The following is a 237-nucleotide window of genomic DNA, read 5'->3' as shown; positions in this document are numbered from 1 at the left end:
TCTTCGCCCTGTGCGCGATGCTGGGATTTCGCTTCTGCCCGCGCCTGCGCGACTTCCCCGACAGGCGGCTCGCGCCGATCGCGCCGGTCACGGCCTATCCGTCCATCACCCCGCTGTTGGGCAAGCGTATCCGCACCGACATCATCGGTGAGCAATGGGAAGACGTGCTGCGCCTCGTAGGGTCGATCAAGGCCGGCCATGTCGCGCCATCGGTCATGCTGCGAAAGCTCGCCGCGT

General features: G+C 66.7%; 1 protein-coding gene. It reads left to right on the top strand.

Annotated elements, in window-relative coordinates; all coding sequences use genetic code 11:
* A partial coding sequence (locus AX735_RS19830; protein ID WP_156447553.1) for a Tn3 family transposase occupies positions 1 to 237 on the top strand: 237 nt, incomplete at both ends.

Source organism: Blastomonas sp. CCH1-A6 (assembly GCF_001556365.1).
Classification (GTDB): Bacteria; Pseudomonadota; Alphaproteobacteria; order Sphingomonadales; family Sphingomonadaceae; genus Blastomonas; species Blastomonas ursincola.
Note: the sequence above shows the minus strand (reverse complement) of the source record. Positions and strands in the feature narration are given on the sequence as shown.